This is a genomic window from Brevundimonas goettingensis, assembly GCF_017487405.1.
Taxonomy (GTDB): domain Bacteria; phylum Pseudomonadota; class Alphaproteobacteria; order Caulobacterales; family Caulobacteraceae; genus Brevundimonas; species Brevundimonas goettingensis.
This window is the reverse complement of the sequence record NZ_CP062222.1, coordinates 1,742,874-1,769,179: the sequence shown is the minus strand read 5'-3', so window position 1 is coordinate 1,769,179 and position 26,306 is coordinate 1,742,874. Positions and strand designations below refer to the sequence as shown.

At 67.1% G+C, this 26,306-nt stretch carries 29 protein-coding genes and 1 tRNA gene; 21 read left to right on the top strand and 9 right to left on the bottom strand.

Annotated elements, in window-relative coordinates; genetic code table 11:
• Nucleotides 1-34 precede the first annotated feature (34 nt).
• The 12 genes from IFJ75_RS08785 (at nucleotide 35) to IFJ75_RS08730 (ending at nucleotide 9,702) form a co-directional block, all read left to right on the top strand.
• Nucleotides 35-391: a hypothetical protein gene (locus IFJ75_RS08785; protein WP_207932197.1), complete on the top strand. Its 357-nt coding sequence runs from the start codon at nucleotides 35-37 to the stop codon at nucleotides 389-391.
• Nucleotides 388-567, top strand: coding sequence for a DUF6898 family protein (locus IFJ75_RS08780; RefSeq protein WP_207932196.1), 180 nt, complete (start codon nucleotides 388-390; stop codon nucleotides 565-567). Before IFJ75_RS08785 ends, IFJ75_RS08780 begins: the two co-directional genes overlap by 4 nt.
• A gap of 92 nt (nucleotides 568-659) precedes the next feature.
• The gene (glyA, locus tag IFJ75_RS08775; RefSeq protein ID WP_207932195.1) at nucleotides 660-1,943 is read left to right on the top strand and encodes a serine hydroxymethyltransferase; all 1,284 of its coding nucleotides are present in this window, start codon (nucleotides 660-662) and stop codon (nucleotides 1,941-1,943) included.
• A 7-nt stretch (nucleotides 1,944-1,950) separates the two neighbouring features.
• Nucleotides 1,951-2,409, top strand: coding sequence for a transcriptional regulator NrdR (nrdR, locus tag IFJ75_RS08770; protein ID WP_207932194.1), 459 nt, complete (start codon nucleotides 1,951-1,953; stop codon nucleotides 2,407-2,409).
• Nucleotides 2,409-3,059, top strand: a complete 651-nt coding sequence (locus tag IFJ75_RS08765) for a RibD family protein (RefSeq protein ID WP_207932193.1) — start codon at nucleotides 2,409-2,411, stop codon at nucleotides 3,057-3,059. The genes nrdR and IFJ75_RS08765 overlap by 1 nt, the downstream gene beginning before the upstream one ends.
• Nucleotides 3,059-3,649, top strand: a complete 591-nt coding sequence (locus IFJ75_RS08760) for a riboflavin synthase (protein ID WP_207932192.1) — start codon at nucleotides 3,059-3,061, stop codon at nucleotides 3,647-3,649. Before IFJ75_RS08765 ends, IFJ75_RS08760 begins: the two co-directional genes overlap by 1 nt.
• Nucleotides 3,649-4,794 (top strand): 3,4-dihydroxy-2-butanone-4-phosphate synthase, encoded by a 1,146-nt coding sequence (gene ribB, locus IFJ75_RS08755; RefSeq protein ID WP_210766920.1) that lies wholly within the window; start codon nucleotides 3,649-3,651, stop codon nucleotides 4,792-4,794. The genes IFJ75_RS08760 and ribB overlap by 1 nt, the downstream gene beginning before the upstream one ends.
• A complete protein-coding gene (gene ribH / locus IFJ75_RS08750; RefSeq protein ID WP_207932539.1) occupies nucleotides 4,791-5,255 on the top strand; it encodes a 6,7-dimethyl-8-ribityllumazine synthase in 465 nt (154 codons plus the stop codon). The genes ribB and ribH overlap by 4 nt, the downstream gene beginning before the upstream one ends.
• Nucleotides 5,252-5,782 (top strand): transcription antitermination factor NusB, encoded by a 531-nt coding sequence (gene nusB, locus IFJ75_RS08745; RefSeq protein ID WP_207932191.1) that lies wholly within the window; start codon nucleotides 5,252-5,254, stop codon nucleotides 5,780-5,782. Before ribH ends, nusB begins: the two co-directional genes overlap by 4 nt.
• Nucleotides 5,783-5,787: 5 nt before the next feature.
• Nucleotides 5,788-6,777, top strand: coding sequence for a thiamine-phosphate kinase (thiL, locus tag IFJ75_RS08740; RefSeq protein WP_207932190.1), 990 nt, complete (start codon nucleotides 5,788-5,790; stop codon nucleotides 6,775-6,777).
• Nucleotides 6,778-6,827: 50 nt separating this feature from the next.
• The gene (locus IFJ75_RS08735) at nucleotides 6,828-7,346 is read left to right on the top strand and encodes a hypothetical protein (RefSeq protein ID WP_207932189.1); all 519 of its coding nucleotides are present in this window, start codon (nucleotides 6,828-6,830) and stop codon (nucleotides 7,344-7,346) included.
• 208 nt (nucleotides 7,347-7,554) lie between these two features.
• On the top strand, nucleotides 7,555-9,702 hold the full coding sequence (locus tag IFJ75_RS08730) for a sodium-translocating pyrophosphatase (protein ID WP_207932188.1): 2,148 nt from the start codon (nucleotides 7,555-7,557) through the stop codon (nucleotides 9,700-9,702).
• Nucleotides 9,703-9,801: 99 nt separating this feature from the next.
• On the opposite strand, the gene bamE is transcribed toward IFJ75_RS08730, so the two are convergent.
• Nucleotides 9,802-10,281, bottom strand: coding sequence for an outer membrane protein assembly factor BamE domain-containing protein (bamE, locus tag IFJ75_RS08725; protein ID WP_207932187.1), 480 nt, complete (start codon nucleotides 10,279-10,281; stop codon nucleotides 9,802-9,804).
• Nucleotides 10,282-10,369: 88 nt separating this feature from the next.
• On the opposite strand from bamE, the gene IFJ75_RS08720 reads away from it, so the two are divergent.
• The 7 genes from IFJ75_RS08720 to IFJ75_RS08690 all read left to right on the top strand — a co-directional run bounded on the left by IFJ75_RS08720 (nucleotide 10,370) and on the right by IFJ75_RS08690 (nucleotide 14,602).
• Complete coding sequence (locus IFJ75_RS08720; RefSeq protein WP_207932186.1) at nucleotides 10,370-10,906, top strand: ubiquinol-cytochrome C chaperone family protein; 537 nt, start codon at nucleotides 10,370-10,372, stop codon at nucleotides 10,904-10,906.
• Nucleotides 10,903-11,442, top strand: coding sequence for a YceD family protein (locus IFJ75_RS08715; RefSeq protein WP_207932185.1), 540 nt, complete (start codon nucleotides 10,903-10,905; stop codon nucleotides 11,440-11,442). The genes IFJ75_RS08720 and IFJ75_RS08715 overlap by 4 nt, the downstream gene beginning before the upstream one ends.
• A gap of 137 nt (nucleotides 11,443-11,579) precedes the next feature.
• Nucleotides 11,580-12,641: a phosphate acyltransferase PlsX gene (gene plsX / locus IFJ75_RS08710; RefSeq protein ID WP_263973044.1), complete on the top strand. Its 1,062-nt coding sequence runs from the start codon at nucleotides 11,580-11,582 to the stop codon at nucleotides 12,639-12,641.
• The gene (locus IFJ75_RS08705) at nucleotides 12,638-13,615 is read left to right on the top strand and encodes a beta-ketoacyl-ACP synthase III (protein ID WP_207932183.1); all 978 of its coding nucleotides are present in this window, start codon (nucleotides 12,638-12,640) and stop codon (nucleotides 13,613-13,615) included. The genes plsX and IFJ75_RS08705 overlap by 4 nt, the downstream gene beginning before the upstream one ends.
• A gap of 92 nt (nucleotides 13,616-13,707) precedes the next feature.
• Complete coding sequence (locus tag IFJ75_RS08700; RefSeq protein WP_207932182.1) at nucleotides 13,708-14,016, top strand: integration host factor subunit alpha; 309 nt, start codon at nucleotides 13,708-13,710, stop codon at nucleotides 14,014-14,016.
• A gap of 5 nt (nucleotides 14,017-14,021) precedes the next feature.
• Nucleotides 14,022-14,465 (top strand): MerR family transcriptional regulator, encoded by a 444-nt coding sequence (locus IFJ75_RS08695; protein ID WP_207932181.1) that lies wholly within the window; start codon nucleotides 14,022-14,024, stop codon nucleotides 14,463-14,465.
• Between the two features lie 60 nt (nucleotides 14,466-14,525).
• Nucleotides 14,526-14,602 (top strand) — tRNA-Pro (locus tag IFJ75_RS08690).
• 162 nt (nucleotides 14,603-14,764) lie between these two features.
• Here the strand turns inward: IFJ75_RS08690 and IFJ75_RS08685 are convergent.
• A complete protein-coding gene (locus tag IFJ75_RS08685; protein ID WP_207932180.1) occupies nucleotides 14,765-18,040 on the bottom strand; it encodes an error-prone DNA polymerase in 3,276 nt (1,091 codons plus the stop codon).
• 118 nt (nucleotides 18,041-18,158) lie between these two features.
• Here IFJ75_RS08685 and IFJ75_RS08680 point away from each other — a divergent pair, with 118 nt between their 5' ends.
• Together IFJ75_RS08680 and IFJ75_RS08675 are read left to right on the top strand one after the other, a co-directional pair.
• On the top strand, nucleotides 18,159-18,422 hold the full coding sequence (locus IFJ75_RS08680) for a DksA/TraR family C4-type zinc finger protein (protein ID WP_207932179.1): 264 nt from the start codon (nucleotides 18,159-18,161) through the stop codon (nucleotides 18,420-18,422).
• Nucleotides 18,423-18,475: 53 nt separating this feature from the next.
• Nucleotides 18,476-18,781, top strand: a complete 306-nt coding sequence (locus IFJ75_RS08675) for a hypothetical protein (RefSeq protein ID WP_207932178.1) — start codon at nucleotides 18,476-18,478, stop codon at nucleotides 18,779-18,781.
• Nucleotides 18,782-18,859: 78 nt separating this feature from the next.
• Here IFJ75_RS08675 and IFJ75_RS08670 read toward each other — a convergent pair whose 3' ends face one another.
• The 7 genes from IFJ75_RS08670 to cheB form a co-directional block, all read right to left on the bottom strand.
• Nucleotides 18,860-21,142, bottom strand: coding sequence for a hybrid sensor histidine kinase/response regulator (locus tag IFJ75_RS08670; RefSeq protein ID WP_207932177.1), 2,283 nt, complete (start codon nucleotides 21,140-21,142; stop codon nucleotides 18,860-18,862).
• The gene (locus tag IFJ75_RS08665; RefSeq protein WP_207932176.1) at nucleotides 21,132-21,779 is read right to left on the bottom strand and encodes a chemotaxis protein CheX; all 648 of its coding nucleotides are present in this window, start codon (nucleotides 21,777-21,779) and stop codon (nucleotides 21,132-21,134) included. Before IFJ75_RS08665 ends, IFJ75_RS08670 begins: the two co-directional genes overlap by 11 nt.
• On the bottom strand, nucleotides 21,776-22,156 hold the full coding sequence (locus IFJ75_RS08660) for a response regulator transcription factor (protein ID WP_207932175.1): 381 nt from the start codon (nucleotides 22,154-22,156) through the stop codon (nucleotides 21,776-21,778). The genes IFJ75_RS08665 and IFJ75_RS08660 overlap by 4 nt, the downstream gene beginning before the upstream one ends.
• A gap of 72 nt (nucleotides 22,157-22,228) precedes the next feature.
• Nucleotides 22,229-22,489, bottom strand: coding sequence for a hypothetical protein (locus IFJ75_RS08655; RefSeq protein ID WP_207932174.1), 261 nt, complete (start codon nucleotides 22,487-22,489; stop codon nucleotides 22,229-22,231).
• A complete protein-coding gene (locus tag IFJ75_RS08650; protein ID WP_207932173.1) occupies nucleotides 22,486-24,402 on the bottom strand; it encodes a chemotaxis protein CheA in 1,917 nt (638 codons plus the stop codon). Before IFJ75_RS08650 ends, IFJ75_RS08655 begins: the two co-directional genes overlap by 4 nt.
• A complete protein-coding gene (locus IFJ75_RS08645; RefSeq protein ID WP_225897057.1) occupies nucleotides 24,402-25,253 on the bottom strand; it encodes a CheR family methyltransferase in 852 nt (283 codons plus the stop codon). Before IFJ75_RS08645 ends, IFJ75_RS08650 begins: the two co-directional genes overlap by 1 nt.
• A complete protein-coding gene (gene cheB / locus IFJ75_RS08640; protein ID WP_263973036.1) occupies nucleotides 25,250-26,305 on the bottom strand; it encodes a chemotaxis-specific protein-glutamate methyltransferase CheB in 1,056 nt (351 codons plus the stop codon). The genes IFJ75_RS08645 and cheB overlap by 4 nt, the downstream gene beginning before the upstream one ends.
• Between the last annotated feature and the right edge of the window lies 1 nt (nucleotide 26,306).

The window sequence follows — 26,306 nt, the reverse complement described above, 5'->3', positions numbered from 1 at the left end:
TCGGCTTCCGCTATTTTCGCGGTATGGTTCCGGCATGAACGTCCACCAGCCGATCCCGGATGCGCCGGTCGAGGAGGAAGACTTCTTCGACATGGCCAATCTGCGTCCGAAGACGACGGGCCTGCCGATGACCGTGTGGGTTAGCCACAGGGGGCACGCGCGGCATGACGCCCGCATCAAGGTCTGCCAGACGCCGGGCGACCGGATGGGCGTCGATGATCTGGCCGTCGTGGGTATCCGCCCAGAACCGAGCCTGATCGAGGGCGCTCTCGACGCCGCCAACCTGAAGCTGGTCCAGCAATGGATCTCCCTGAACGCCGAGACCCTGATCGGCTATTGGGACGGCGAGATCGACACCGCCGACATGATCCAGGGCCTGCAGCGGCTTTGAGCGACGCCAGCCTCGGGCAGCTCATCGTCGAGAAGACCCGCAACGGACCCTATCTGAAGGTCACCGCCGTCCATGTCGCGACGGGAACCGAGGCCACGGCCGTCGGCCCCGCCATGGAGCCCAAGGCGGTCGAGCGGCTGGCCGTCGCCAAACTCCGGCGTATTCTCGGCCTCTGACTGTCCGCTCCGCTTCACAGTCCCGACACAAGATGTTGTGGTTGGCCCCTCTCAGGACTAGATAGGGCGCCTTCAGATTGCCGGGGACGCCTGTGACCATCACCACCCACGCCGACTACTTCTCGAAGTCTCTCGCGGACGCCGATCCGGACGTCTTCAAGGGCATCCAGGGCGAGCTGGGCCGTCAGCAGGAACAGATCGAGCTGATCGCGTCCGAGAACATCGTCTCCAAAGCGGTTCTTGAAGCGCAAGGCTCTGTTCTGACGAATAAATACGCCGAGGGCTATCCCGGTCGCCGCTATTACGGCGGCTGCGAATATGTCGACGTCACCGAGGATTTGGCCCGCGAGCGCGCCAAGCAACTGTTCGGCTGCGCCTTCGCCAACGTCCAGCCCCACTCGGGCGCCCAGGCCAATCAGGCGGTCTTCTTCGCCCTGCTGCAGCCCGGCGATACCTTCCTCGGCATGGATCTGGCCTGCGGCGGCCACCTGACCCACGGCTCTCCGGCCAACCAGTCGGGCAAATGGTTCCGCCCGGTGACCTACAAGGTCCGCGAGGACAATCACCTGATCGACTACGACCACGTCGCCGAGATGGCCGAGAAGGAAAAGCCCAAGCTGATCGTGGCCGGCGCCTCGGCCTACAGCCGTCACATCGATTTCAAGCGCTTCCGCGAGATCGCCGACAGCGTCGGGGCCTACCTCTTCGTCGACATGGCCCACTATGCGGGCCTGATCGCCGGCGGCGTCTATCCGGACCCGCTGCCGCACGCCCACGTCGTGACCACGACGACGCACAAGACCCTGCGCGGTCCGCGCGGCGGCATGATCCTCAGCAACGACGTCGAACTGGGCAAGAAGATCAACTCGGCCGTCTTCCCCGGTCTGCAGGGCGGGCCGCTGGAGCATGTCATCGCCGCCAAGGCCGTGGCCTTTGGCGAGGCGCTCAAGCCCGAATTCAAGGCCTATGCGAAACAGGTCGTGCTCAACGCTCAGGCCCTGGCCGGCGTCCTGGTCGAGCGTGGCCTGGCCATCGTCTCGGGCGGCACCGACAGCCACCTGATGCTGGTCGATCTGCGGCCCAAGGGCGTGACCGGCAAGGCCACCGAGCTGCAGCTCGAACACGCCCTGATGACCTGCAACAAGAACGGCGTCCCCTTCGACACCGCCCCCTTCACCGTGACCTCGGGCGTCCGTCTGGGCACCCCGGCCGGCACGACGCGCGGCTTCGGCGAGGAAGAGTTCAAACAGATCGGTCACTGGATCGCCGACGTCGTCTCCTCGATGAACGGCGGCGACGAGGCCGATCCGGCCGTCATCGCCGAGGTCGCCGGCAAGGTGCGCGAGCTCACGCGCCGCTTCCCGATCTACGGGTAGGCGCCTGATGAAGTGCCCCTTTTGCGGACATCAGGACACCCAGGTGAAGGACAGCCGGCCGTCTGACGACGGCTCGGCCATCCGCCGTCGCCGGTCCTGCCCGAACTGCAACGGGCGCTTCACCACCTTCGAGCGGGTGCAACTGCGCGAGCTGATGATCCTCAAGCGCAACGGCCGCCGCACGCCCTTCGACCGCGACAAGCTGGAGCGGTCGCTGAACGTGGCCCTGCGCAAGCGGCCTGTTCAGGCCGAACAGGTCGAACAGCTGGTCAGCCGCATCACCCGCCAGCTGGAAAGCCTGGGCGAGACGGAAATCCCGTCCAGCATCGTCGGCGACTTCATCATGAAGGCGCTCAAGTCGGTCGATGAAGTGGCCTATGTCCGCTACGCCTCGGTCTACAAGGATTTCCGCCACACCGGCGACTTCGCCCGCTTCCTCGGCGACGAAGGCCTGGACGAGACCTGATGCGGCCCCGGATTACTCTCAAGATCGCGACCTCGCTGGACGGTCGTATCGGCACCTCGACGGGCGAAAGCCAATGGATCACGGGTCCCGAAGCCCGGCTCCAGGGTCACCGCCTGCGCGCGGCCGGGGACGCCATCCTGGTCGGCGTCGAGACGGTGCTGGCCGACGACCCGCGCCTGACCGTGCGCCTGCCCGAGAGTGAAGCCGGTGTGCGGATCGAGAAGGCCGATCCGCTGCGTGTCGTCCTCGACAGCCGCCTGCGTACCCCGTCTTTCGCCCGGCTGGCCAAGGCAGGGACCCTGATCATCACCACCCGCGAACCCCAGCCGATCGGCGGCGCCGAGGTGGTGCAGGTCGCGGGTGACGCCCAGAACCGCCCGACCATCGAGGCCATTCTGGAGTTGCTCTACGCCCGCGGCGTGCGCAGCCTGATGATCGAGGGCGGCGGCCGGGTCGCGGCGGCTTTCGTCGCGGCCGGCGTCGTGGACGCCATCGACTGGTTCCGCGCCCCGATCCTGCTGGGCGGAGACGGCCGTCCGGGCGTCGCGGCCCTGTCGCTGGCGCGTCTCGCCAACGCTCCGAAGTTCCGGCGCCTTGCGGTGGAGGCTCTGGGTGACGACCTGTGGGAGCGCTACGAAAGGGTTTCCTGATGTTCACAGGCATCGTCACCGACATCGGCCGCGTCCGCGCGGTCACCGAAACCAATCGCGACCGCCGCTATGAGATCGAGACCGCCTGGGACGTTTCGGGCATCGACATGGGCGCCTCCATCAGCCACGCGGGCTGCTGCCTGACCGTCGTCGAAAAGGCGGATGGTTGGTTCGCCGTCGAGGTTTCGGACGAGACCCTGTCCAAGACCACCCTCGGCGGCTGGAAGACCGGCGACCCCGTCAATCTGGAGCGCGCCGCGAAACTGGGCGACGAGATGGGCGGCCACGTCGTCTCGGGTCACGTCGATGGTCTGGGCAAGGTCGTGTCGATCGAACAGGTCGGCGGATCGCACCGGATCGTGGTGGAGGCCCCCGCCCCCCTGCATCGCTACATCGCCGCCAAGGGCTCGATCACGGTCGACGGCGTGTCCCTGACGGTCAACGCCGTGGACGGCCGGAACTTCGACCTGAACATCATCCCCCACACCTGGGAGGCGACGACCCTGGGCCGCTTGCAGCCCGGGGACGCCGTGAACCTCGAAATCGACATGCTGGCGCGCTATCTCGCACGCTGGCAAGAGACCGCGTAATGACCAACACCATCCAGCTTTCCTCGGACATGTTCTCCAGTCCGATCAGCCCGATCGAGGACATCCTCGAAGATGCCCGCAACGGGCGCCCCTACATCCTCGTCGACGCCGAGGATCGCGAGAACGAGGGCGACATCATCATCCCGGCCCAGTTCGCGACGCCGGACCAGATCAACTTCATGGCCCGCCACGCGCGCGGCCTGATCTGTCTGGCCATCACGTCCGAGCGCGGCCGCCAGCTGCGCCTGCCGCCGATGACGTCCGACAACCGTACTTCCATGGGCACCGCCTTTACCGTCTCGATCGAGGCGAAAGAGGGGGTCACGACCGGCATCAGCGCCGCCGACCGCGCCCGCACGGTCCAGGCCGCCGTCGATCCGAATAAGGGCGCCGACGACATCGTCTCGCCGGGCCACGTCTTCCCTCTCATCGCCCGCGACGGCGGGGTTCTGGTCCGCACGGGCCATACCGAGGCGGCCGTCGACATCAGCCGCATGGCCGGCCTGACGCCTGCGGGGGTGATCTGCGAGATCATGAATGACGACGGCTCCATGGCCAGGATGCCGGATCTGGTCGCCTTCGCCCAGCTGCACGGGCTGAAGATCGGCACCATCGCTGATCTGATCGCCTATCGCCGCCGCACCGAGCGCTATGTCGAGCGGGTCATGGATCAGCCGTTCGAGAGCGTCCACGGCGGTCCGTTCCGTCTGATGCTGTACCGCGACACCATCGAGGGCGGCGAGCACGTCGCCCTGGTCCACGGCCGTATCGAGCCCGGCAAGCCGACGCTGGTCCGCATGCACCAGGTCGATTTCGCCGCCGATCTCCTGGGCCATCGCGAGGACCGCCAGAACTACATTCCCGCCGCCCTCAAGCAGATCTCCGCCAGCGGCGAGCCCGGCGTCGTTGTCTTCCTTCGCGACCCCTCGCTGCAAGGTCTGGCCGAACGCCTCGCCGGCGCCGACAAGCCGGTGACCAACGACCGCGCCATCAAGGCCTATGGCCTGGGGGCCCAGATCCTGCTGGACCTCGGGGTCCGCGACATGATCGTGATGAGCTCGACCCGCCCTGAGCCGACTGCGTTGGAAGGCTACGGCCTGCGCATCGTCGGCTGGCGCGGCATGAACGGAGAAGACCAATCCTGACCGAACCGATCCGCGTCCTCATCGTCGAGGCGCGCTACTACGACGCACTGGCCGACGCCCTGCTGGACGGAGCGAAGGACGCCCTGCGCGCCCAGAATGTGGCCTTCGACGTGGTCACCGTGCCCGGGGCCCTCGAGGTGCCGACCGCCATCGCCCTGGCCGACGAGGCCGGCAAATATCCGACCGCGCCCAAGTACGACGGCTTCGTCGCACTCGGCTGCATCATTCGCGGCGAGACCTACCATTTCGAGATCGTCTCGGACCAGTCGGCCGCGGGCCTGATGCAGCTCGGTCTGAAGGGTCTGGCGATCGGCAACGGCATTCTGACGACCGAGGACGAGGACCAGGCCTGGGCCCGCGCCAAGCTCAGCGAAGGCGACAAGGGCGGCGGCGCCGCGCGCGCCGCTCTGGACCTGATCGCCTTGCGCAAACGCCTCCGGCATGGTCTTGCGGGGCAATGACCGAACCCAACAGCATCCAGGCCGTCCTGCAGCAACTCGCCGAGAGCGAGAAGGAACGCGCTGAACCCTCCCTGACCTCGCGCCAGCGCCGTGCGCGCACCGTCGCCCGTCTGGCCGCCGTCCAGGCCCTGTACCAGATGGAACTGGCCGGCGAGGGCGTCGAAACCGTGATCACCGAGTTCTCCAACCACCGCTTCGACGCCGATATCGAGGGCGAGCCCCTGGCCGAGGCGGACGAGGAGTATTTCGGCGGCATCGTGCGTGGCGTGATCGAGAACCAGCGCGAGATCGACACCGCCGTAAAGGCGCGTCTGGCCTCCAACTGGCGCATGGAGCGTCTGGACGCGACCCTGCGCGCCCTGCTGCGCTGCGGAGCCTGGGAGCTGGCGCACCAGCCCGAAGTGCCGCGCGAGATCGTCATCGACGAATATGTCGAACTGGCGAAGGCCTTCTTCGACGAGGCCGAGGCCAAGTTCGTCAACGCCGCCCTGGACGGCGTCGCCCGCGACGTGCGCCCGAAGGCGTAAGCGCTATGCCCGCCGTCGACGTGTCCGGCGAGTTCGAGACCATCGCGAAACTGCTGGCGCCCCTGGCCCATCCCGAATGGGGCAGGGGGTTGGTCGACGACGTCGCCGTGGTCCCGTCCCGTCCGGGCTTCGATCTGGTGCTGACCAAGGACGCCCTGGTCGAGGGCGTGCATTTCCTGCCCGAGGATCCGCTCGACACGGTGGCGCAGAAGCTGTTGCGCGTGAACCTGTCGGATTTGGCGTCCAAGGGGGTGGAGCCGTTCGGCTATCTGCTGGCCTGCCACTGGTCGCAGCGCTGCGGCTGGCCTGAGCGTCAGGCCTTCGCGGAGGGGCTGGCGCGCGATCAAAAGGAGTTCGGCATTCACCTGCTGGGCGGCGATACGGTCGTCACGCCGGGTCCCGCCTCGTTTTCCGTCACCCTGATGGGCTGGGCGAAGGCGGGCAGGGTGGTGGCCCGCAACGGCGCGCGCCCCGGGGACGCCGTCTTCGTCACCGGCCAGATCGGCGACGGCTTCCTGGGCCTGAAGGCCGCGCAAGGGGCGTTGACGCTGGCGCTCGAACGTATCGAGGCGCTGATCGACCACTATCGCCGTCCCATGCCCCAGACGGCCTTCGCCGAGGTCGTGCGCGACATGGCGACTGCCTCGCTGGATGTCTCAGACGGCCTGATCGCCGACATCGGCCATATCGCCGAGGCCTCGGGCGTGGGCATCGAATTGGATATGGAGCGGACGCCAGTGTCCCTGGCCGGTCAGGCCTGGCTGGAAACCCGCGTCGACCGTCAGGCGGCCTTCGAGCAACTGGCCACCGGCGGCGACGACTATGAGATCGCCTTCACCGCCCCCGCCGCCGACGAGGCTGCCCTGCGCCGCGAGGCCGAGCGCCGTCACATCCGCCTGACCCGGGTCGGCCAGGTCGTGGCCGGAGCGGGCGTCCGGGTTCGTTTCGAGGGCCGTCCGGTCGAGCTGGCCCGCGCCGGCTGGACCCACGGCTGACAGCGGTCGCTGAAACTGAATCCTAACCCCCGCCGGTTAGGGTTACCCTCATGCGCCGCAGAGACCTCATCGCCGCCGGAACCGCCGTCGCCCTTTCGGCGCCGGTCATCGCCGCCACGCCCGCTCTGGCGAGTGCTCCCAAGAAGGAGGAGGGCGCAGAGCCCGCAGACAAGACCGTCAGCATCCGCGCCGTGGGCCTGCCGGTCATCGTCGAAGGCCGCATCCGCAACTATGTCTTCGTCAATCTGAAGCTCCACCTCGCCCCCGAGCCCAAGGTGGAGGACATCCAGAACAAGGAAGCCTTCTTCCGCGACGCCCTGGTGCGGACCGGCCACGGCGCGCCATTCACCCTGCCGGACGACTGGAACAAGCTCAGCGACAACAAGATCAACGCCGCCCTGATGGCCATCGCCGAGGTTGTCGTCCCCCACGCGATCATCAAGGCCGAGGTGACCAACCAGATCCCGCGCCGCCGTGTCAGCGGGCCGGTGATCGAGACGGTTCCGGACCCCTATCTCACGCCCGACGGCTCTGACGGGTCGGCTGACGGCGTGGCCTCGACCCTCTAGGCGTCTCTCGCTTCCAACGACCCTCCCCAAAGACCCTTCAAAGATCACGGTTGCGTCATCACGGCGCATGCGGCACGGTCATGCGGCAATTCCCGAGTGACCGCAGTTCTGCGGTTGTAGCGCACGGGGGAGCCGGAAGGCGGATAGAGGCCAAAAGGCCCGCCGCGCCAAGGAGCCGGGCGCCTTTTGCAAGGGCATGGAAACGCCAATGAGTCATATACTTACGCTGGTCTTTGGGGCCGGCGTCCTGGGGGTGCTGTATGGCCTCGCCCAGACGGCTGTGCTGATGAAAGCCGGCACCGGCAATGACAAGATGCGAGAGATCGCCGCCGCCATTCAGGAAGGCGCCTCGGCCTATCTGAGACGGCAATACACCACCATCGGCATCGTCGGGGCCGTCATCCTGATCGCCGCCTACCTGCTGATCGGTCCCTATGCAGCCGTCGGCTTCCTGATCGGGGCGGTGCTTTCGGGCGCCGCCGGCTATGCCGGGATGCTGATCTCGGTGCGCGCCAACGTCCGGACGGCCCAGGCCGCGTCGGAAAGCCTCGCCAAGGGGCTGGACCTCGCGTTCCGCTCGGGCGCCATCACCGGCATGTTCGTCGCCGGCGGGGCGTTGGCGGGCGTCTCGGGCTATTTCGCGGTCCTGGTCATGCATATGGGCCTGGAGCCGACGAGCCGCGAGGTCGTCGACGGCCTTGTCGCCCTTGGCTTCGGCGCTTCCCTGATCTCCATCTTCGCGCGACTGGGCGGCGGCATCTTCACCAAGGGCGCCGACGTGGGCGGCGACATGGTGGGCAAGGTCGAGGCCGGCATTCCGGAAGACGATCCCCGCAACGCCGCGACCATCGCCGATAACGTCGGCGACAACGTTGGCGACTGCGCCGGCATGGCCGCCGACCTGTTCGAGACCTATGCGGTGACCACGGTCGCCACCATGGTCCTGGCCGCCATCTTCTTCCGGGGGACGGAGTACGTCGGGACGATGATGCTGCTGCCGCTGGCCATCTGCGGCATCTGTATCGTCACTTCGATCATCGGCAGCTTCTTCGTCCGCCTGGGCAAGAAGCAGAACATCATGGGCGCGCTGTATCAGGGCCTGATCGTCACAGGCGTCCTGTCCGTGGGCGCGGTCTGGTGGGTGATCACCACCCTGGTTCCGGCCTCCGTCACCACTGGCGACGGTCTGGTCATCACGCCGATCAGTCTGTTCTACTCGGGTCTGGTCGGTCTCGGGGTCACCGCGGCCATCGTCGTGATCACCGAATACTACACCGGTTCCAACTTCCGTCCCGTGCGGTCGGTGGCCAACGCCTCGGTGTCGGGCCACGGCACCAACGTCATCCAGGGTCTGGCCGTCTCGCTCGAGTCGACCGCGCTTCCGGCCCTGACGATCATCGTCGGCATCGTGGCCAGCTATCAGCTGGCCGGGCTGTTCGGCATCGCCATCGCCACCACCACCATGCTGGGCGTGGCGGGGATGATCGTGGCGCTCGACGCCTTCGGTCCCGTCACCGACAACGCCGGCGGCATCGCAGAGATGGCCGGACTTCCCTCGGAAGTGCGCCACTCGACCGACGCCCTCGACGCCGTCGGCAACACCACCAAGGCCGTGACCAAGGGCTACGCCATCGGTTCGGCTGGCCTCGGCGCCCTGGTGCTGTTCGCGGCCTATACCTCGGACCTGAAGTACTTCTCGGCCAATCCGGGGGACTATCCGTTCTTCGCCGGGATGGGCGCGGTCGCCTTCGACCTGACCAACCCCTACGTCGTCGTCGGCCTGCTGTTCGGGGGGCTGCTGCCCTTCCTGTTCGGCGGGATGTCGATGATGGCGGTCGGTCGCGCGGCCGAATCGGTCGTCGCCGAGGTGCGCCGTCAGTTCCGCGAGAACCCCGGCATCATGACCTATGAGGTGAAGCCGGAATACGGACGCGCCGTCGACATCCTGACGAAGGCGGCGATCCGCGAGATGATCGTGCCGTCGCTTCTGCCGGTGCTGTCGCCGATCGTCCTGTTCGTCGCCATCCTGTTCCTGGCGGACAAGGCCAACGCCTTCGCGGCCCTCGGCGCCATGCTCATGGGCGTCATCGTGACCGGCCTGTTCGTGGCCATCTCGATGACTTCTGGCGGCGGCGCCTGGGATAACGCCAAGAAGGTGATCGAGGAGGGATTCACCGACAAGAACGGCGTCGTCCACGGCAAGGGCTCCGAAGCCCACAAGGCCGCGGTCACCGGCGACACGGTCGGCGATCCCTACAAGGACACCTCCGGCCCGGCGGTGAACCCGATGATCAAGATCACCAACATCGTCGCCCTGCTGCTCCTGGCGGTGCTGGCGAGCGGCAAGATCGTCTGATTGCGTCCCGGACAGCGGCTTCGCCGCTTCCGGGAGGACAAAAGTAAACGCCCCGGAGAGCGATCTCCGGGGCGTTTTCTTTCCGACTGTCTCGGTGACTTAGTCCGGGCGGCGCTGGCCGGGGACGTCCTCGTCGGTGCGAGGCAGCTGGCCACGGGCGACGTTGCCCAGCAGCTGTTCCATGACGGTCAGCGAGCGACCGCGGGTCGGGGTCTCGCGACGCTCCATGGCGATCTTCTGGCCGTCATCCAGGCCCAGGGTACGGACCGAGGCGACCTTGGAATCGGCCTTGTCGAAGGTGATCTCGGTCACGCTGCGCTGGGAAATCTGCGGGCGATTGTAGGTGTAACGCTCGCTGGTCTGGCTGATGTAGTACCAGACCTGATCCGGTTCGAAGGTCGAGGTGGTCGAGGGCGTGCCCAGGCGCGCCAGGACGGTCTCCTTGGTGTCGGTGCCGGCGACGATGTCCGAGGGCTTCACATCGACCACCTGGAAGCCGTGCAGACCCACCACGGGGGCGCAGGCAGCGGCCGAAAGCGCCAGGGCGGCGACGGCGACGAGAGGGGCGATACGAAGCATTTGCGGGCGCCTGCGACAGAACAAGGTCTTTGACCTAACCGGACACGGGCTCTAGTTCAACGGCGCGGCGGAAAAGGGGCCGTGAAACATGCTTAAGTCTCTCTTCCGGAAACATTCTGCGCCGAGCCCGGGCGACACCCTGTATGCGGCGGTCGCGGCCCAGGCGCGTCAACCGGCCTTCTACACCGTCCTAGGCGTCGCCGACCGGATCGACGCCCGGTTCGAGCTTTACACGCTGCACGCCCTGTTGCTGATCCTGCGCTTGCGCGATGAGGACGCCGGGGAAGACGGGAAGGGCGTGGCCGCCGCCCAGTCCCTGTTCGACGCCTATGTTTCGGCGCTCGACAACGTCCTGCGTGAACTCGGCGTCGGCGATGTGTCGATGGCCAGGAAGATGCGCACCCTGGGCGAGGCTCTGTATGGCCGCATGACCGCCTATGAGAGCCCGCTGCGCTCGGGCGACGCCGCCACCCTGTCCGCCGGACTGGCCCGCAACGTCTTCGAGAGCGAGGACGCGGAACGCGGCGCCGCGCTCGCCCGCTATGCCCTTGCGGCGCGCGAAGCTCTGGCCGCCCAGTCCTTCGCCGCCGTTCTGAAACCGTCCTGGCCGGAGATCGCCGCATGAGCCTCGCCCTTCCGTTCAGCGAGACCGTCCGCCTCAACGAGATCGGCGCCGGTCTGAAGCGCACGCTGGAGCCCGACGCCGCCGTGCGCGCCCGCATCGCCCGCTCGCTGGACCTGGCTTCGCTCGACGCCTTCGAGGCCGAGGTGGCCCTCGCGCCCAACCCTGATCTGGGTCCGCATCTGGGCAAGGGCGGCTGGAAGCTGACCGGCCGCGTCAAGGCCAGCGCGGTCCAGACCTGCGGCATCACACTTGAGCCCCTGCCGGTCGAGATTGACGAGCGATTCGCCGTCGATCTGGTCGAGCAGGCTCCTGAACGGCCTGAGGACGAAGAGTTCGAAATCGGCGTCGACGACGAGATCGCCGATGTGATCGAGGACGGCCGAATCGACCTGGGTCAGTACGCGGTCGAACAACTGGCCCTGAACCTCGATCCCTTTCCGAGGAAGCCCGGCGTGGAGTTCGTCCAGCCCGAGGAACCAAAGGAAATCTCGCCCTTTGCGGTCCTGAAACAGTTCAAGCCCAAGGACGAAGCCTAAAAACTTGACCTAAGGTCGCCTGCCTTTGCATCGACCTGTTGCAGGTCTATCGTGAACAGCCCAGATGAGCGTCGCGTCAGACGACGCCCGGAGAGCGTAGCCTTTTGCCCACCCCCGTCCTGATATCGCTCGACGCCATGGGCGGCGACCACGGACCCTCCGTCGTCGTCCCCGGCATTCGCGAATACCTCCGCCGCCACGGCGGTGAGAACGTCCGCTTCCTGCTGCACGGCGACCAGACCGCCATCGCGGCCGAGATGGCGAAATGCAAGCTGACCGCCGAGGTTTGCGAGATCCGTCACACCGACAAGGTCGTGGCCATGGACGAAAAGCCCGCCACCGCCATGCGCCGAGGCAAGGGCTCCAGCCTGTGGAACGCCGTCGAATCGGTGAAGTCGGGCGAGGCAGGGGCCGTGGTCTCCGCCGGCAATACCGGCGCCCTGATGGCCATCTCCAAACTGATCCTGCGCATGTCGGCGCCGGGGCTGGAGCGTCCGGCCATCGTGGCCAGCTGGCCGACGCTGAAGGGCGTCACCGCGGTTCTGGACGTCGGCGCCAATATCGAGAGCGACGCCGAACAGCTGATCGAGTTCGCCATCATGGGCGAGGCCTTCCATGCCGCTGTCCATGGGGTGAAGAAGCCGACCATCGGCGTCCTGAACGTCGGGTCCGAGGACATGAAGGGCCATGAGGAGGTGCGCGAGGCGCACGCCATCCTACGCGCCGGCGGCCTGGACCTGAACTACCACGGCTTCGTCGAGGGCGATGACATCGCCAAGGGCACGGTCGATGTGGTCGTCACGGACGGCTTCACCGGGAACATCGCCCTCAAGACCGCCGAAGGCACGGCCCGCTTCATCTCGACCCTGCTCAAGGGAGCCCTGTCCTCCAGCGTCCAGGCCAAGATGGGCGCACTTCTGGCCCTGCCAGCGCTCAAGGCCATGGGCCAGAAGATCGACCCCAACGCCATCAACGGCGGCCCCTTGCTGGGCCTGAACGGCATTGTGGTGAAGAGCCACGGCGGCGCGACCGCCCAGGGCTTCGGCAACGCCATCCGCATCGGCGTCGACCTGGCCCGCAGCGACTATCTGACAACGGTCGGCTCCAAGCTGGGTCGGCTCGACGACATCATGCACGCCCTGCCATCCGCCGCTGAAGCGGGGGAGGCGGCCGCATCCTCCGGAGAGATTCTGCAGTGAGCGTTATCCGCAGCGCCGTCACCGGCGTTGGCTCCTATCTGCCTGAGCAGATCGTGACCAACGCCGACTTGGCCGAGTTCGTCGAGACCAGTGACGAGTGGATCCAGGAACGCACCGGCATCAAGCAGCGCCACAAGGCGCGCGACGACCAGCCGACCAGCGATCTCGCCGTCGAGGCGGCCCGCAAGGCCCTGGCCGACGCCGGCAAGACGCCCGCCGACGTCGATCTGATCATCGTCGCCACCACGACCCCGGACATGACCTTCCCGGCGACGGCGACCATCGTCCAACGCAAGCTGGGCTGCCCGGTCAATATCGCCTTCGACGTCCAGGCCGTCTGTTCGGGCTTCGTCTATGCGCTCAGCGTCGCCGACGGCTTCGTGGCGCGCGGTCACGCCAAATGCGCCCTGGTCATCGGCGCCGAGGAAATGACCCGGCTGATGGACTGGTCGGACCGCACCACCTGTGTCCTGTTTGGCGATGGAGCCGGCGCCTTCGTGGTCGAGCCGCGTGAAGGGCAGGGGACCAAGGACGATCAGGGTCTGCTCGGCTTCGCCCTGCGCGCCGACGGCTCCAAGACCGATCTGCTCTATGTCGACGGCGGCCCTTCAACGACCGGCTCGGTCGGTCACCTCCGCATGCTCGGCAACCAGGTGTTCCGCCACGCGGTCGTGAACATCGCGGAGGCCATCACCGCCTGCTGCAAGGCGGCGAACATCGAGATCGCCGACGTCGACTGGTTCGTGCCCCACCAGGCCAACCAGCGCATCATCAAGGGCGTAGGCGACCGCCTCGGCCTGAACGAGGAGACGGTGATCACCACCGTGGCCCAGCATGCCAACACCTCGGCGGCATCGATTCCGCTGGCCATGGACGCCGCCATCAAGGACGGGCGCATCAAGCGGGGCGATATGGTCCTGCTCGAAGCCATGGGCGGCGGCCTCACCTGGGGCGCTTGCGCTTTCCGACTTTAAGTTGCCCTTAAGCTCAAGCTTGTCGACTTGGGGCTTTCGTTTTGTTGGGTTTTCGCCTTTTATGAGAACCTCGCATCGACCGGAGACGAACCTTGGCTGAACAGAGCACATTGACCCGCGCGGATCTGTGCGAGGCTGTCCACGAAGAGGTGGGCCTGTCGCGGCAGGAATGCTCGTCGATGGTCGAGCGCACCCTGGATCTGATCGTCGAGTCGCTCGAGCGCGGCGAGACGGTGAAACTGTCCGGTTTCGGCGTCTTCCAGGTTCGCGAAAAACGCGCCCGCATGGGCCGTAACCCCAAGACCGGCGAACCGGCCGCGATCAATCCGCGCCGGGTCATCAGCTTCCGCGCGTCCCAGATCATGAAGTCCAAGGTCCACGACGCCGCCGTCGAGGCCTGATCGCCTTGGCGAAGAGCCCTAACGCTTTTCGTACCATCTCCGAAGCGGCGGAGGCCGTCGGCGCGCCGCAGCATGTGTTGCGCTTCTGGGAAACCAAATTCACCTTCATCGACCCGGTCAAACGGGCCGGCGGTCGGCGCTTCTATCGTCCCCAGGACGTGGTGGTGCTGAAGGCCGTGCGTCGGCTGCTGCACGACGAGGGCCTGACCATCAAGGGCGTGCAGCGCCTCTACAAGGACCAGGGGCTGGCCCGGTTGGCCGCCTACGGTGATCCCGAGGCCGCCTTCGCCATGGACGCCGAATCGGGTTCGGACGCCGCGCCCGTCGCGGAACAGGCCTCGGCCGTGCCCGGACCGACCAACGGGCCTGTTTCGACCGTCCGCCTGCGTCAGCTTCTTGTGGAGATCGAGAGCGCGCGGGCCCGTCTGGACGCCGTTCTGGCCGGTTGATCATAAAAGCGCGTTTTTGCGTTTGCGGCGGGCGGGTCGCCCCGCTATACGACCGCCTCTCGGAGCGTGGCGCAGCCTGGTAGCGCACTTGACTGGGGGTCAAGGGGTCGCAGGTTCGAATCCTGTCGCTCCGACCATCTAACCTCTTGGTTTCATGGTCGAATTTAGGGGCCGCCTTCGGGCGGCCCCTTCTCAATTCCGGCTTGGGGCACATATGGGGAGCAGTCCCAATTCAGCGGTTTGATTCGCACCGCTCCTGGTCGGCGTTGTTCAGTTTTGACGGCGATCGGCGGCTGCTCTCAGCGAAAGTCACGCGTCTTCGGCCTTATCGAGTCGATGTGCAGGTCCGGGATGTATATGTCGCGCGCAGCCATGCCCTTCGGCGGCGCGTCGCGGGCATCCGGTGACCCGCCGCGAGCGAACTCATCCCCTCGACCCTGTCTGAACCTGAGCGGGGCGTCGCGGCCGCCGACGCTGGCGAGCTGATCGGACAGATCAAACAGCTTGTAGGCGACGAGATGGACGACCTCGCCCTCGCGCTGGATGCGACCGTGGACGCCGAGCATGGAGGCGCCGAGGATCGTGCGGCGGTTCTCTTCATAGAGTTTGGGCCAGATGACGAGGTTGGCGATGGCGGTCTCGTCTTCCAGGGTGATGAACATCACCCCCTTGGCCGAGCCGGGCTTCTGGCGGACGAGAACGACCCCGGCGACGCGGACGAACTTCTGGTCGCGGGCGGCGCCAGCCTGGGCGCAGGTTTCGTAGGTTTGCCGGGTCAGATCCTCGCGCAGGAAGGCCAGGGGATGATCCCTGAGCGTCAGGCCGATGTGGCCATAGTCCTCGACCACTTCACGGCCTTCGGTCATCGGCTTGAGCAGGATCTCGGGCTCGTCGGTCTCGGGGACGATCTGCTGCTCACGCAGGGAGGCGGCGGCGAAAAGAGGCAGCGGTTCGTCGCGCAGACCCTTGATGGCCCACAGGGCCTCGCGTCTGGCCAGTTGCAGGGAGGGGCGGAAACCGTCGGCCTCGGCGATCTTCACCAGACTGGCGGCGGGGACGCCGGCGCGGCGCCAGACGTCATCGACCGAGGCGAACGCCTGGTCGGCGCGGGCGCCGACGATCTTCGCGCCGTCGACATTGGCGAGACCGGAGACCATGCGCAGGCCCAGCCGGACGGCGAACTGTTCGGGATGACGGGTCGGCTCGAGACTGCAGTCCCACCGCGAGGCGTTGATACAAGGGGGATGGATCTCGACGCCGTGTTCCCGCGCATCACGGACGATCTGGGCGGGCGCATGGAAGCCCATGGGCTGGGCGTTGAGCAGGGCGGCGCAGAAGACGTCGGGATGCCAGCATTTAAGCCAGGACGAGGCATAGGCGATCAGGGCGAAGGAGGCCGCGTGGCTCTCGGGAAAGCCGTAGGAGCCGAAGCCCTCGAGCTGGCCGAAGGTTCTGGAGGCGAATTCCTCGGTGTAGCCCCGCGCGACCATCCCGCCGATCAGCTTGTCCCGGAAATGGCTGACCCCGCCGGTGAACTTGAAGGTCGCCATGGCGCGGCGGAGCTGATCGGCCTCGGAGGCGGTGAAACCTGCGCATTCGATGGCGACCCGCATGGCCTGTTCCTGGAACAGGGGCACGCCGAGCGTCTTGCCCAGGACCTTCTCCAGTTCGGGCTTGGGGTATTCGACCGGCTCCTTGCCCTCGCGACGGCGCAGATAAGGGTGCACCATGTCGCCCTGGATCGGGCCGGGGCGGACGATCGCGACCTCGATGACGAGATCGTAGAAGGTGCGCGGCCTGATCCGGGGCAGCATAGCCATCTGGGCCCGGCTCTCGATCTGGAAGACGCCCAGGGTGTCGGCCTTGCGGATCATCGCATAGGTGCGCGGGTCCTCGGCCGGGATGGTCGCCAGATCGAGGTCGATCCCCTTGTGGTCGCGAAGCAGGTCGAGACCGCGCTTCATGCAGCTCATCATGCCGAGGGCGAGGCAATCGACCTTCATGAATTTCAGGGCGTCGATGTCGTCCTTGTCCCATTCGATGACCTGGCGGTCCTTCATCGCCGCGGGCTCGATAGGCACGAGATCGTCAAGCCGGTCCCGGGTCAGGACGAAGCCGCCGGGGTGCTGCGAGAGATGGCGCGGGGCGCCCTGGAGCTGATGCGCCAGTTCTAGGGTCAATCTCAGGCGCCGGTCCTCGAGATTGAGGTTCAGCGCCTTGAGGTGCTTGTCTTCAACACCTTCCGTCGACCAGTGCCAGATCTGGGAGGATAGGGCCTTGGTCAGGTCCTCGGGCAGGCCGAGCGCCTTGCCGACGTCACGGATGGCGGCCTTGGCGCGATAGCGGATGACGACCGAGCAGAGGGCCGCATGGTCCCGGCCATAGGTGTCGAACACCCACTGCATGACGACCTCCCGGCGCTCGTGCTCGAAGTCGACATCGATGTCGGGCGGTTCGCGCCGCTCCTCGGAGACGAAGCGCTCGAACAGGAGGTCGTTGCGCTCCGGATCGATTGAGGTGATGCCCAGCACATAGCAGACGGCCGAGTTGGCGGCTGAACCCCGTCCCTGGCACAGGATGTCGCGACTGCGGGCGAAGGCGACGATCGAGTTCACGGTCAGGAAATACGGCGCGTACTCCAGCCGCTCGATCAGGCCGAGCTCGTGTTTGAGGACGGCCGCGACCTTGTCCGGCACGCCGTCCGTATAGCGCCGGGCCGCGCCCTCGAAGGTCAGCTGCTCCAGGGTCTGCTGCGGCGTCATGCCGGGCGTCGAGACCTCGTCGGGGTACTGGTACTGGAGCTCGGCCAGGGAGAAGCGGCAGCGGTCGGCGATCTCGAGCGTCCGGGCCAGGGCCTCCGGATACCGGGCGAATAGCCGATGCATCTCCTCGGCGGGCTTCAGATGTCGGTCCGCGTGGCGCTCCCTCCGAAAGCCCAGTTCGTCGATGGTGCAACGGTGGCGGATGCAGGTCAGGACATCCTGAAGCAGGCGCCGCTGCGGATGATGGAAGAGCACGTCGTTGGTGACGACGGTCGGGACGCCGGCCGAGGCGGCCAGGTTCGATAGGTCGTGGAGCCGCAACGCGTCGCCGGGGCGGCGACGCAATGTAAGGGCCAGATAGGACCGGTCCGCAAAGATGGCGCGGAGCCTGCGCAGATTGGCGGCCGTGGCCGCGTCGGCCTCGTCAGGGACGAGGATGGCGATCAGGCCCTCGGCCCAGTCGGCGACGTCGGTCCAGTCGAGATGGCATTTTGCCTTGCCGGCGCGCCGCTTGCCCACGGACAGCAGCCGGGTCAGGCGCGAATAGGCGGCCCGATCGGTGGGATAGACCAGCAGCCCGGTCCCATCGGCGAGATCCAGGCGGCAGCCGACGATCAGCCTGGCGCTCGTGGCCTTTGCCGCCTGCCAGGCCCGGACGATGCCGGCGACCGAGTTCCGGTCGACGACGGCCATGGCCTCGATGCCGCAGACGTTCGCCTGGCTGAACAATTCCTCGCACGACGAGGCTCCGCGCAGGAAGGAGAAGTGCGAGGTGGCCTGGAGTTCGACATAGCGGGGCGGCGGCGCGGACATTATGTTCCCGTATTGTTCTTTTTAGAGGCGTGCGAGTCCGATGGGTGTCGGAACTTCAAAATCGTGGGGGATTTCCTACGTAGAGAGTTGAAACAGCTGACGGACCGCGGAGGACGACATGGCCGGCGGATGGACACGTGACGGCGCCGTTCTGGATCAGATCCACGACACGGTTCTCGACGGGGTGTTGAACGCCCGGGCGCAGATGCCGGTCGGTGAGGGCGCCTCGGAATGCGTGGAATGCGGGGAAGACATCCCCGAGGCCCGGCGCAGGGCGATGCCCGGAACCACGACCTGCATACATTGCCAATCGGGCAGGGACAGCCGCGTCGTTCATTCCGCCATCAATCGGCGCGGCAGCAAGGACAGCCAGCTGCGCTAGGTGCGCAGTCAAGGTCGCGGTGAACCGGCAGGGCGCTCGGGTGTTCGGCGCAGATGACCTCGCAGGATCCCGACCTCTGCCGCCGTGCTCTCAGGGAGATCGGCGAGATCGCGGCAGTCGCCGTGCTGGACGGCAGTGCGATGACGGAGCAGGAGGCGCTCCAGACCATCGCGGCCATCGCGGAATGGGTGAGTGAGGAAACGCCTTCCGACCGGGCCGGGTGCGGCGACCGCATCCGCACCCTGAACACGATGACCGATGGCGTCGATTTCGACCGTCTGGATGATCACGCGGCCGTCGCGCTTTTCCACGCCGTTGTAGGCACCCTCCAGCGACCGGGCGCGGCCTCATCGTCCTGATGGCCGGGTTCGACGAGCGTCGCAACGCCGGCGCCGGCTGGCAGCACGACAATGATCGACGCGAGGGTGAGCGGAGCGCTAGGCGCCGGGCAGGGTGCTCATCAGTTCCCTGATGCAGGCCGCGAGCGTGTCGATGTTGAAGGGCTTGGTGATCATCGACATCTCGGGACCGAGGAAAGCGCCGCGGTCGGTGGCCTGTTCGGCGTAGCCCGTCATGAACAGGACGCGGAGATGCGGCTGGAGCGTGAGCGCCATGTCCGCCAGTTGCCGCCCGTTCAGACCAGGCAGACCGACGTCGGTCACGAGCAGATCGACATGTCGCCCGCGCAACAGCGCCAGGGCGCTCTCCGCTTCGGAGGCCTGCAGCGGCGCATATCCGATCTCTGTCAGGACATCGAGCACCAGCAGACGGACGGAAGGATCATCCTCGACGACGAGGATGGTCTCCCCGCGGCCGAGGGGCGTCGGGATCGCCTGATCACTCTGGACGGTCGAAACCGACGCCGCGCGCGGCAGATAGAGGTCTATGGTCGTCCCGCCGCCCGGTTCGCTGGCGATCGACACGCCGCCGCCGGCCTGCCGCATGAAGCCGTAGATCATGGAAAGACCCAGGCCGGTGCCCTGTCCGATCGGCTTGGTTGTGAAAAACGGATCGAACACCCGATCGATCACGTCCGGAGCAATGCCCTCGCCGGTGTCCTCCACCCGGATGCGAACATAGTCGCCGGCCTCGAGGCCAAGCCCCTTATCCACGGCAACGGCCAGGTTCGACGTCTCCAGGGTCAGGACGCCGCCGCCCGGCATGGCGTCGCGCGCGTTGATCGCCAGGTTGAGGATCGCGCTTTCCAGCTGGTTCGCGTCGCTCCACGCGGGCCAGGTCGCCGCGTCGAGGCGCACCAGCAATCGGGTCTGCTCGCCGAGCGTCCGCGTGAGCAGGTCCTCCATCGACCCGACGAGTTCGTTGACGTCGACAGCCCTGGTGTCGAGGGACTGCTGTCGGGAGAAGGCGAGTAGGCGATGGGTCAGGCCGGCGGCGCGCTCGGCGGAGGTGGAGGCTGCATCCATGAAGCGGCCGAGATCCTCGGTGCGTCCGTCCGCGATGCGGCGGCGGATGATGTCGAGGCTGCCGATGACGCCGGTGAGCATATTGTTGAAGTCGTGGGCCAGACCGCCCGTTAGCTGGCCGACGGCTTCCATCTTCTGGCTCTGCCGAAGCTGTTCCTCAAGCTGTTTGCGATGGCTGATGTCTCTCCCGGTGAGGAAAAGTTCGTCATCCTCTGCGGCGCCGCTCCAGTCGATCCAGCGATAGACGCCGTCGGCGTCTCGTAGCCGGCTTTCGAAGCTCTCGACCGTGCCCTGTCGTCCGAGACCGTCGATCATCCGGCGCAGGCCGATCTGGTCGTCGGGATGGATCAGATCCCGTAGGTCCCTGCCTTCGAGTTCGCCGCTATCGTGTCCTCCAAGGCGGCTCCAGGCCGGATTGGTGGCCCGCAGACGCCCGGCGCGGTCGGTGACGGCGAACAGGTCGCGCGACAGGGCCCAGACACGGTCCCGTTCCTGGGTCCGCGCCTCGACGCGTTGTTCGAGGGTGGCCGCAAGTTCGCGCAAGCGGGCTTCGGCCTGTTTGGCGTCCGTGACGTCATAGATCACGCCAACGAAGCGGACTCCCAGCGGACCGGCATCGCGGATCAGTTCGCCGCGCCGGGCGAGCCAGCGCTCGGCGCCGGTGTCGGCGCGCCGGATGCGGAATTCGGAATAGGCCGATTGCTGCTCGGGGGCGGTGTCCGCGCCGAGAATGATCGGCGGTTCGCCCGGCGCCACGACGGCGTTGATGGTGCGGACGGGAAGGGCGTCGGCCGGCAGCAGGCCGAGCAGGGCGCAGAACTGCTCGGAGACCGTCGCCGTGCCGAAACCGCTGACATATTCGAAACTGCCGACGCCTCCTGCGGTCTGGGCGATGCGGAGTTGTTGCTGGACGCGCTTCTGTTCTGTGATGTCGCTGAGCACGCCGGTGAAACGCGCGGGGGCCCCGGATTCATCCAGGGTCAGGCCGCCCCTGGCGAGCACCCACCGAACGCCGCCGCCGGGATCCCGCAGTCGGTACTCCCGGGCGAACACCTCGGCGCCGTGCAGGACCCCGGCGACGGAAATCCGAACCCGCGTCCGGTCTGCTTCGTCGATAGCGGAAAAGAAGGTCGCGGTCGGCACCCCGTCGCGGGCCGCATCGCGATCCAGGCCGTACAGCTCGGCGAACCGGGCGTCGGCGCGCAGACGGTCGCCGGCGATGTCCCAGTCCCAGGCGCCGCTGGCGCCCTCCAGAGACCGCCGTCCCTCTGGGGTCGGCGAAGGCTCAGGAGGCATCGGCGCCGACGATACGCTCGAGGAACTCGGCGATGAGCACCTTGAGAGCCTCGATCGAGGGCAGGTCCATCAGCATGGCGATATAGCCGCGGATGTCCCGGCCGCTGACCGAGAAGTTGATGTAGAGGAACAGGACGACACCCGTCGTGCTGGACGGGTCGGTATCTGACAGTTCGAACAGAACCTGCCCGTCGCCACGGATGACGGCCGGCAGGGACATTTCGAGCGGCCGCTTGAGCATATTGGCCATGGTCGCCAGACAGCCGTAGAGGACCACATTGCCGGTCTCGGACAGGGCTTCGTCTTCCATCTCAAGGACGCCCGCCTCATCCAGCTCGTCGCCGGTCACGGCTCGCACCAGGGCGAGGCTGTTGGCTTCGGGGAAGATCAGCAGGGCGCGGCCCGAGAAGGCGCCTTCGAAGTCCTGACGGACGGCGACGAGATCACCGCCCTCCCGCTCACGGATCAGGGTCGCGGCGACGGTTCGACTGACGATCTCAAGAGCCGGCACGGACAGCAGGACCTGATGGCCGATCATCTTGCGCAGGCTCGCCGCCGCGCGACTGACGCCGATATTGACCAGTTCCGTCAGCGCGTCCTGCTCGAGCTCGTCCAGATATCCCCCGGTCCGGGTCACGTTCTGGTAGACCGGAGCTTGAGGGCTGCGCCCGACAGGAAGCCCCGGACGCTGTCCTCGGTCACCGGCTTGGCGATGAAGGACACGTCGGCGTCGCGGGCCCGCGCGATGATCTCATCCTGGACGTTGGCGGTTGCAAGCGCGATCGGCATGGATGGATGGGCGGCCCGGAGCTCTTCGGCGAGGTCCAGTCCGTTCCGGCCAGGCATGTTGAAGTCGAGAATGGCCAGATCCACCGCACCGTCCGCGATCCGGGCGAGGGCCTCGTCCGCATTTCCGGCTTCCACCCGCGTCCATTCCGGTTGCAGGGCCGCGACCGCCTTGCCCAGGACGATCCGGGCCAGCTTGCTGTCGTCGACGATGAGAAGGGTGGTCATACGCGGTTACGCCCCTGGTCACGGGATGGCTGAATCTCACGTCTTATAAGCGCCGCCGTGCGGTCTGTCCCGTCAAGTCTCGGCTTCGCCTTGATACTTTGGCGATAGAAGCGGGGTCAGCCACGCATCCAGAGACGGGTTGCCGACACAACCGACGAGTTTCGGCGCGAAGACCAGCAAGACCTGGAGAACCGCGCCGTTCAGGTCGGTGCAGGCCGACAGATCGACCGTCCGTTCCGGCGATGCGATCAGGGCGTTCGCCAGAGGTTCGGCGTCTTCAACCCGGGCCACCCCGTCAACGACGATCGTGTTCGCTTCCACGGTAACGCTCATCGGACGAGCGCCTTCAGGTCCAGGACCAGCAGGAGTTTTCCATCGCCGAGCAGCGTGGTCCCCGTCGCGCCCGGGACCGCGGCCAGAAGGCCGGAGAGCGGCTTGAGCACGACGTCCAGCCGCGCCCCGACGGCGTCCACGCCCAGGGCGAGGCGACCCTCCGCACCCTCGACGATCAGGACGGTCAACCCGCTGTCGAACGGCGCCGGAACGCCGGGACGCACCAGATCGGCCAGACGGACGAACGGGAGCACGGTCTCCCGGACGACGATGGCGGATCCCAGTCGGACAGGCGTGATCTCTTCGGCGCGGATGCGCAGGGTTTGCTGAACGTCGGAGAGCAGCAGACCGAACCGCTCGCCGCCCACCTCGACGATCAGCACCCGCGTCATCACCACGGTCAGAGGCGCCCGCAGCGTGAGGACGGAGCCCCGGCCCGGCAGACTGGCGATAGCGATACGGCCGCCCAGTCCGGTGACGGCTTCCCGCACCGCGTCCATTCCGACGCCGCGTCCGGAGACGGAGCTGACACGGGACGCGGTGGAGAAGCCGGGCGTGAAGATGAGTTCCAGAGCCGCCTGCTCGCTCAAACCGTCCAGATCAATCCGGTCGCCGAGGCCCCGCGCCCGGGCGATCTCGCGCAGATGCGCCGGGTCCATGCCGCGGCCGTCATCACGAACCTCGACCTCCACCTCGTCGCCGTCCACACGCGCCCGGACAGACAGGATCGCCCGTTCGCCCTTGCCGGCGCCATGCCGTTCAGCGGTGTCCTCGACCCCGTGGTCGAGCGCATTCCGCACGAGGTGGAGCAGGGGCTCGTACAGGCCATCGACGACGCCCTTGTCCGCCTCGACCCCGTGGCCCCTGAACTCGATATCCACGGACTTCCCGAGTTCAGCCGCGAGTTGGCGCGCCTGCCGCTCGAGGCGACGCAGGACCGGGGACAGGGGTGTCATGCGCAGGCGCATCACGCCGCTGTGCAGATCCGTCGTCAGCCGGTCGATGAGAGCCTGGATCCGCGCCAGTTCGCCATCGGGGTCGGCGAGGGCCAACAGGGCGTTCTTGGCGATGACGAGCTGATCGGCCTGATCGGCGAGGGCGTCGACCTGGCGTCCATCGACCCGCAGACGGGTCGCAGCCAGGCTCGTCCTGTCGACCGGGACGGCCGCCGGTGCGCTTTCGGCCGTCTCGTGATCGGTCGAGAGGATGATGTCCGCCTGATCCTTCACCAGACGGAAGGCCTCCGCGACCCGGTCCGGATCGGCTTCGGACAGCAAGTCGAACGCCAGCCGGCAGACGAAGGGGTCGTAGTCGGCGGACGGGTCCACAGGCCCGGCAGAAACCTCCAGGGCCCGCAGGCCGGGCACGGTGCGGACGATGGCCAGGGGGTCATCGCCCCGGAAAAAGGCCTGGGCGTCGGGGCGATAGCGGACAGCCGTCAGTCGTCCCTGCGCGTCGGGATGGCGCAGTCTGAGCGCTCCCACCCAACGGACATCCGGCGCGGCCGACGTCGTTCGGTCCTCATCAGTTCGGCCCAGAAAGTCCGAGAGACGCGCCACGAGACGATCGGCTGCAACACCGGCGTCGGAACCCAGTTCGCCATCGCGGCCAAGGTCTTCCAGCCAGGTTTCGGAGCGGTCGACGACGGCCAGAAGCACGTCGACCAGATCGCCGGTCGCCGTGAGCCGCTTCTTTCGGACCGCGTCGAGCACGTCTTCGGCCGAATGCAGCACCCGCCCCATCGGCGCCAGGTCGAAAAGGCCGACGGATCCCTTCAGGGTATGGACGGCCCTAAAGGCGCTGTCGATCAGGGCGGGGTCGTCCGGCGTCCGCTCGAGAGCCAGCAGATCCTGCCCGGCGCGCTGCGCCAGTTCAGGGCCTTCGATCAGGAACTGTTCGAGCAGTTCGTCCATCACACCGGCCTCTGATACACCATCGCCTCCGGGAAGCGCCGGAGCACGAAGGCATCGGAAATCCGGCTCATGGATTCCGTATGTCCGAGGCAAAGGAAACCTCCTGGGACCAGGGCGTCGAACAGATGGCCGACCGCGACCTTTCGCGCGGCGTCGTCAAAATAAATGAGCACATTGCGGCAGAAGATCACCTCGAACCGGCCATGCCCGGCCATCGAGTCCCGGTCGATCAGATTGGCGGGCGACAGGCTGATCGACTCGCGAAGATCGTCGATGATCCGGCGGCGGTGGTGATGGGTCGGATTGAAGTAGCTGTCGAGCACCGGGCCCGGCAGTCGCGACAGGGCGCGGTCGCCGTATTCGCCGGCCGCCGCCGCGGCGAGGGCATGGCTGTCGATGTCGGAGCCGACGATTTCCACATTATAGGCGTCGACCAGGCGCCAGTTTTCCAGCAGCCACAGGGCGATCGAATAGGGCTCCTCGCCGCTGGAGCAGGGGTTGGACCAGATGCGGACCCTGTCGCCGGGCGCCTTGTTGCGGATCAGCTCCGGCAGGAGGTCGTCGGAGAGGCATTTCAGCTGGTGGTCTTCACGGTAGAAATAGGTCTCGTTGACCGTGCACGCGTTGATCAGGGCCTCGCCCTCGGCCGGATTCGCGCGAAGCAGGCCGAAGTAGAAGGTGAAGGACACCGTGCCGTTCGCCTTCATCCGGTCGGCCACCCGGCGCTCGATGTAATAGCGCTTCTTCTCGCCGAAGATCATGCCGGTGCGGCGATAAAGGAAGTCGCAGATCCGCTCCAGGCTCTCGGCGGTCAGGTGGAAGTCCGCCATGCCCGGCGTGCCCCGGCTCATCGCGCACGAACCGCTGCGGCCAGATGGGCGCCGACGTCGCCGAGGTCGGCGACGACGCTCGCGCCGTCCGCCCGGGCCAGTTCTCCCGGCATGCCCCAGACGATGGCGGTCTGTTCGGACTCGGCGATTGTCCACCCGCCGTCTGCCTTCAGCGCGGCCATGGCGGTCGCGCCGTCATTGCCCATGCCGGTCAGGAGCACCCCGGCGAGCCGCTCGGCCGGCATGACCTGACGGGCGCTTTCAACCAGCCGGTCCACGCTCGGATGCCAGCGCCGTCGTTCATCCTGGGGGGCGGGGAGGGCGACGATGCCGCCGGCCCGTCGCGACAGGATCATATCGGCGTCGCCGCGGGCCACGACCACCAGACCGGGCTCCAGCCGTGTCGCCCTGGCCGCCTCGACGACGCGAAGGCGGCAGAAGCCGTCCAGCCGGCGCGCAAGGGAACCGGTGAAGCTTGCGGGCATGTGCTGGGCGACCACGACCGGCCAGGGGAAATCCTCGGGCAAGGCGCCGAGAACCGCATCCAGGGCGGGAGGGCCGCCGGTCGAGGCGCCGATCACAACCAGCCCGGGCAGATCGGCGCCGGACGCCTGGTCAAGAGGCTCGACCGTCTGGCGCGAAGAGGCCATCGGGAGGTGCGCCACACCCTGGGTCTTCATCCGCACGCGCTCGGCGAGACGATGGGTGCGCCGGACCCTCGCCGAGGCCGCCGAGCGCACGGTCTCGATCAGCTGGTCGGCGAGGTCGTCCATCTTCAGGGACACTGCGCCGGTCGGCTTGGCGACGAAATCCACCGCGCCCAGGGTCAGGGCCTCGAGCGTCTCGTCCGCGCCTTCGGTCGTCAGGGCGGAGAGCATGACCACGGGGCAGGGACGCTCGAGCATGATCCTGTCCAGGGTCTCCAGTCCGTTCAGGCCCGGCATGTTGATGTCCAGGGTGATGACGTCGGGACGGAAGGTCTCGAGCCTCTCCAGCGCCTCGACGCCGTCTCGCGCGAAAGCGAGTTCGAATCCGTCGTCCCGCCCGAAGACGTCCGCGAGCAGACGACGCATC